At 55.6% G+C, this 4,951-nt stretch carries 4 protein-coding genes and 1 pseudogene; 3 read left to right on the top strand and 2 right to left on the bottom strand.

Annotated elements, in window-relative coordinates:
* Positions 1–27: 27 nt before the first annotated feature.
* Complete coding sequence (locus IQ273_RS30360; protein ID WP_194026825.1) at positions 28–669, top strand: pyridoxamine 5'-phosphate oxidase family protein; 642 nt, start codon at positions 28–30, stop codon at positions 667–669.
* 744 nt (positions 670–1,413) lie between these two features.
* Positions 1,414–2,166, top strand: coding sequence for a glycosyltransferase family 25 protein (locus tag IQ273_RS30365; RefSeq protein ID WP_194026823.1), 753 nt, complete (start codon positions 1,414–1,416; stop codon positions 2,164–2,166).
* Positions 2,167–2,264: 98 nt separating this feature from the next.
* On the opposite strand, the gene psaC is transcribed toward IQ273_RS30365, so the two are convergent.
* Positions 2,265–2,510 carry a photosystem I iron-sulfur center protein PsaC gene (gene psaC / locus IQ273_RS30370; RefSeq protein ID WP_006515950.1) on the bottom strand — a complete coding sequence of 82 codons (246 nt, stop codon included), beginning with the start codon at positions 2,508–2,510 and terminating at the stop codon, positions 2,265–2,267.
* A gap of 271 nt (positions 2,511–2,781) precedes the next feature.
* Positions 2,782–3,897 (bottom strand): NAD-binding protein, encoded by a 1,116-nt coding sequence (locus tag IQ273_RS30375; RefSeq protein WP_194026824.1) that lies wholly within the window; start codon positions 3,895–3,897, stop codon positions 2,782–2,784.
* 163 nt (positions 3,898–4,060) lie between these two features.
* On the opposite strand from IQ273_RS30375, the pseudogene IQ273_RS30380 reads away from it, so the two are divergent.
* A pseudogene (locus IQ273_RS30380) lies at positions 4,061–4,951 on the top strand (hypothetical protein); the annotation flags it as partial.

Consider the following 4,951-nt stretch of genomic DNA (forward strand, 5'->3'; position numbering starts at 1 on the left):
CAACCCTCCCCCTCTCCCTCATCATCCATACCTCCCACCTCTCGCACCCAGGTCAAGCGGGTACCCCAGCGGGCTAATTACGATCGCCAGCAGGTCTACGACATTCTCGACGAAGGGCTGGTGTGCCACCTGGGCTTTGTAATCGAGGGTCAACCCTTCGTGATTCCTACCGCCTACGGACGCCTAGACGACCAGGTCTACATCCACGGCTCCCCCGCTAGCCGTATGCTGACCTCGCTGGAGCAGGGCGTTGCGGTTTGCCTCACCGTCACCCTGCTAGATGGCCTGGTGCTGGCGCGATCGGCCTTTCACCACTCAATGAACTACCGTTCTGTCGTACTGTTTGGCACCGCTACCCGCGTTGACAATGCCGACGAAAAAATGATGGCGCTCAAAGCCTTTACGAACCACGTTGTGCGCGATCGCTGGGATGACGTGCGCCCCCCCAACCGCCAAGAGCTAGCCGGTACCCTGGTGCTGGCCCTGCCGATCGCCGAAGCGTCAGCCAAGGTTCGCACCGGCCCACCTATCGACGCGGCAGACGATTACGCCCTGCCGATCTGGGCCGGGGAAATTCCCCTGGGGCTGACCGCCGCTGCCCCTGTCACTGACCCAAAGTGCTCGCCCGATCTGGCGCTGCCCGACTACGCTACAAACTATCAACGCTAGGCAGGTAGCTGATAGGAATCAGGACTTTTTTTGGGTTCGCTGATATTAGAACAACGCCTCTATTTTTGTGCTACAGCGAGGCTACTCCCGCTGGAGACGTTCAACCGAAACCGGCGGGCAACGTTTTCCCAACCGAGACTATTAAAGAGCGTGCAAAGTTCTAATGAAACTTGTGCTAGCGCAGATGCGTAGTTGGCACTGGCAAGACAGTGCTCATAAGATAGAGGTGTTAAACATATTGGTTATTTCAGCACCTTATTTACAAATGTCTGAGTGGTACCTGTAAGTGTTTTCACCCAAACCGAACCGTAACCGTCTCCTGAACGGAGTCGGCGGCGGAGCCGCCCCAGACGGGCTAGGGGACATTCCCCGGTGGGCTTTGGCTTTCTCCCTTTGGGAGACGTTGCACGTTGGCGAAGCCTGCCGAAAGGCTTACGACTTCGCTCAGCCAGCGTAGAGTTAGGGACGCTTACACCGAACCAAGGCTGCCTAAACGTTTTGGCGTTAGGATAGCCATTGGACTCTAAACCTAGATACTAAGATTAATTGTCTCAATCGGGGCTTCAGAGCTTCTCTATCGGTCAAACCTCAGCGTTTGACCAAAATCCGACTGAGATAGGCTGACCAACATTGGCAGTATTCATCTTAATTTTGAGCTAATTTTGGGCACATTTGTAGAACTGAGTCCTGAAGTCTAAAGGCTCTTAAGCGGGCCTGCCGATATTACCTACGAAGGAAAAAGTGATGAAGTTCATCGATTATTTTGATCACGTCTACGTGCTCAACTTGCCAGAGCGCCGCGATCGCCGCAATGACATGGTGACGGAACTGAACCGGGTTGGGTTACCCTTGACGCCTGGTAAAGTTGAGATCTTTCCAGCCATTAAGCCTGCCGATCCTGGTCCCTTCGAGCGGATTGGCTTTCGAGGATGCTACCTTAGCCATCTAGAAATGTTCAAAAAAGCTCGCGATGCAGGGGCAAAAAACCTGCTCATCCTAGAAGATGACCTACAGTTTAGGCCAGATTTTTGTGACTACGAAGAGGCTGTGCTGCAAGAGCTGATTAATCAAGATTGGGACACAGTTCAGTTCAGCTACATGGCTGATTGGACTGACCCAAACGCCGAGATCAGCTTTCCAATTCTCCAGCCCTTTGCGGGAGAAGTCATTGGCACTCACTTCCATGCCATCAACGGCAAAATGCTGCAGCCAATGATCGATTTCTTTGAGCTGTTGCTCAGCCGCCCTGCCGGGCACCCCGATGGTGGCCCCATGTCCCCCGACGGTGTCTTGAACGTCATCAAGTGGCAACACCCCGAAATGAATCGATTTATAGCCAAGCCGGTTCTGGGTATCCAACGCAGCTCTCGTAGCGATGTTACCCCTAGCTGGTACGACCACCTGCCTGTAGTCGGGGCGCTGGCTGATTTTGCCCGTAGCTCTGGGCTCACCAGTCTTTTAAAGGGTAAGCCTGTTCCGGCTCAAGCAGGCCGCTAACGCTGGACACGCTGACCCGCCAGAGAAAATCAAAAGGCCCCTAGGAGCGTGCTCCCAGGGGCCTTTTGGCTTGGTGATGACAACCGTTGCAGGCGGTCTTAGTAGGCAAGACCCATGCTGCGGGTGGTTTCGGCACCCAGGTAGACCCGAATGCTCAAGAAGTCGGTGGGGCAGGCGGTTTCACAACGCTTGCAGCCAACACAGTCTTCAGTGCGAGGGGAAGAGGCAATTTGCCCGGCTTTACAGCCATCCCAGGGCACCATTTCGAGCACATCGGTAGGGCAGGCGCGCACACACTGGGTGCAGCCAATGCAGGTATCGTAGATTTTGACAGAATGGGACATTGAATAAAAACTCCAATGTGGGTCACGACTGGGTTTGACAGCTTTAAGGATGGCCCTCAAAGGTTAGGTCAAAACGGTCTATACAGTAAGGGTTTCCTAATCTTTGACCAGTTTATAGCGAGAGATTTCAGCTCTCATCGCCACCCCCTACAAACCTTAACGGATCGTAATATGAATAGGCGTTTAGACTCATAAATGGTCTCAGAACGGGATCCTTAGCATCGCCCAGCCCGCGCAGTTGGCGAATTTTCAATGCTGAGTACTCATTCGGTCAATTGATCTGGTCAACCTTTCTAAAAGCCATCACCACCAGGGCGTCGTCTGTAGCCAAGCAGGCAAACGACTGGGGCTTGGGGTTGAGCAAAATCTCGCCGCTGCCTCGCCGTACCCCCAGCAGCAGCAGCGGATTGTCGGCCTGGTGAGTAGCGCTGTAGGTGCTGACCCAGTGGCTAAGTTCGGCAAAGGTTTTGCCCTCCAGGTGGCTGGGGTAGCGGCCCGGGTCGATAAAGTAAAACTCGTTGGAGTCGTCGGAGTAGGTAAGCAACTGCTGGTAGACCACCGACATATTTTTGAACATGGCGCTCTGGGCCATAATGCCAGCGCTGTAGTCGCGGGCCGATACCACCTCGTCTACCCCGGCCTCTTGCAGGTGGCGGCGGCGGCTGAGGTTGACCAGCTCAGCAATGACATGAATATCTGTTTGCAGACCGGGGAGGCGTTCTAGATGCTTGATGGCAAGGGCGATCAGGGCGTTTTTTTCGTCGGGGGCCTCAGTGTCTTCGTCGGCCAGCAAAATCACCGCTTTGGCCTGGGGGGCACAGAGGCGCTCCAGGGTAGCGTGGTGGGTGGGGTCGTCTTGCACAAAATGCACTCGATCGGGAAAATCTTTGGGGTTTGTGTAGCGGCTGGGCACCGCCCTGGAACGGATGTCTGCTCCGAAGTCGGCCACGGCTGAGGCTGCTACCACCACAATATCGATGGGGCTATTTTTGTTGCCCTCTAGCAGCTGGTCGATGATGCCCGCCGCCTTGTCGTTCCAGTTGCAGATAATGATGTGGTTTTGAAATACGCTCACGTGGGTCTCCGATCGCAGGGCACGGGTGACAAAGAGAGCAGAGATTCTGCCGCTAATGGCCCCAAAGATAAACGTGCCCGAAACTAGCAGCAGCAGTTGCAGCACTCGCCCAACGGGGCTTTTGGGCTTGTCGGGGTATTCCCCCATCAGGGTAATGACGATGTTTTCGAGCACCTCCTCGGGGGCGGTGCCATCGGCACCCCGGCCCTCCTGCCACACCAGCAACCCCACCACGCCCGCCAGGGTGAGCGCCACAGTCAGGGCAATCAGCCGCTGCCGCAGTTTGCGCTTAAGGGTTGGCATCACCGTCATAGGCGAGGGGTTGGGAAATGAGGGGAAGGAGAAGACGAAAACGCCAGAAATATGCCATCAAATCCTAGAGTACCGTTAGGCTGGTCAATAACTCTGGATTTTAGGCAACAATCCTAGCCCAGCCGCAACCCATCGCTCCCATCCACCAGCACTGCGCACCGCTATGGCTACCCGCCTCTGGAACTTTCTCACCACCGACATTGGCGACCTGGTTTCGCTCAAGACTATCGATGGTGCCGCCGATGCCGCCGCCGCAGTACTGGGCCTAGCGGAAGTGCTGGCTACCGAAGGCCCCAACGTGCAAAAGCTGGCTCCACTGGTTGCCCAGCTCGACTCGCTGCTCGATGCCCTCAATTCGCCCCTGGGTAAGCTGGTGGGCGCAACCCTGCCCTTTGTCTCGATCGGCACCGGGCTGCTGACGTTTTATTTGGAGGCCACAAAGCAAAAACCGACTCTGGCCCAGTCGGTGGCGCTGGTGAGCCAGGCAGCCTACTTAGAGAGCTTTCAGGAATTTGTTAAGCAACATCCCAAGGTGGAGCAGTGGTTAATCGCCAAAGACGGTACTCCCCAGGCCAAGGCCATCACCCCTGCCGTTAAAGCCCTGGGCAACATTGAGCTAACGGATAAAGAGGCCCGCTTCGCCATGCTGTACTTTCATCAGTCGGCTCTGGCTAAGGCATTTAATGAGGCTCTAAATGCTCGGCTGGTGCAGCTGGGAGCGAAACCTGAGCAGGCCAACCGAATTTCTGAAGCCGTTGCCAAAAATACCAATCGGCATATGCGGAATGCGATCGCCGATGCCGCCCCTGACATCCAGCGCATCGCTGACTGGTACCGCACAGGCGGCGACCAGGTATTTGAGAAATACCTCAGCATCGATAGCTATCTGGATGAGGCGATCGCCCCCTGCCCCCATCAACCGGTTTTTGCTGAAAGCTTTACCTACAGCGACATTTACGTACCCCTCAAGGCCCAGGCCCTGACCTCGGCGGGGGAAACTGACAGCGCTGAGGAACCCTTCGTGCTAGAAGCCTGGGCTAAGCAATGCCTCAAC

Origin of the sequence: Nodosilinea sp. LEGE 07298 (assembly GCF_015207265.1) — a bacterium.
In the GTDB taxonomy this organism is placed as follows: Bacteria; Cyanobacteriota; Cyanobacteriia; order Phormidesmidales; family Phormidesmidaceae; genus Nodosilinea.

Excerpts from the sequence above, each read along its gene's own strand:
- IQ273_RS30365 (WP_194026823.1), top strand. The coding sequence starts at position 1,414 with ATGAAGTTCATCGATTATTTTGATCACGTCTACGTGCTCAACTTGCCA.
- psaC (WP_006515950.1), bottom strand. The coding sequence starts at position 2,510 with ATGTCCCATTCTGTCAAAATCTACGATACCTGCATTGGCTGCACCCAG.
- IQ273_RS30375 (WP_194026824.1), bottom strand. The coding sequence starts at position 3,897 with ATGACGGTGATGCCAACCCTTAAGCGCAAACTGCGGCAGCGGCTGATT.